Source organism: Campylobacter sp. US25a (assembly GCF_004379075.1).
GTDB lineage: Bacteria > Campylobacterota > Campylobacteria > Campylobacterales > Campylobacteraceae > Campylobacter_D > Campylobacter_D jejuni.
In genome coordinates this window covers 1-332 of sequence record NZ_RYYM01000118.1, presented here as the reverse complement: position 1 = coordinate 332, position 332 = coordinate 1, and the positions used below count along the sequence as shown (strand labels likewise).

The following is a 332-nucleotide window of genomic DNA, read 5'->3' as shown; positions in this document are numbered from 1 at the left end:
ACTCTTGCAAGTAATTATGGTGGAATTTATATCTTTGATAAAAAAATAAGAGAAGAGATATTGGAAAATGAAAGAAAAAGAAGAGAGTTGGAAGATACTGATAAATTTAGAACTAAAGCGGGTCAATTAAAATCAGGAGAGTTAATTTATACGATAGATTCTGAAGCTATTGATCAATTGCTCCCTCAAGTCCTTTCTAATGGTTGTAAATATTATCGTAATGATTATAATTATAAAATAGGAGAATCAAACTTCAACTTCAAAGATAAACCCGAATTTGCATACTATGAAGATCAATTTAAAGCATATATGGGTGAAGAAAACTATAAAAA

At 28.0% G+C, this 332-nt stretch carries 1 pseudogene; it reads left to right on the top strand.

The features are described 5' to 3' along the window. Positions 1–60: 60 nt before the first annotated feature. Positions 61–332 (top strand): annotated as a pseudogene (locus ELQ12_RS09995) (tRNA 2-selenouridine synthase); the annotation flags it as partial.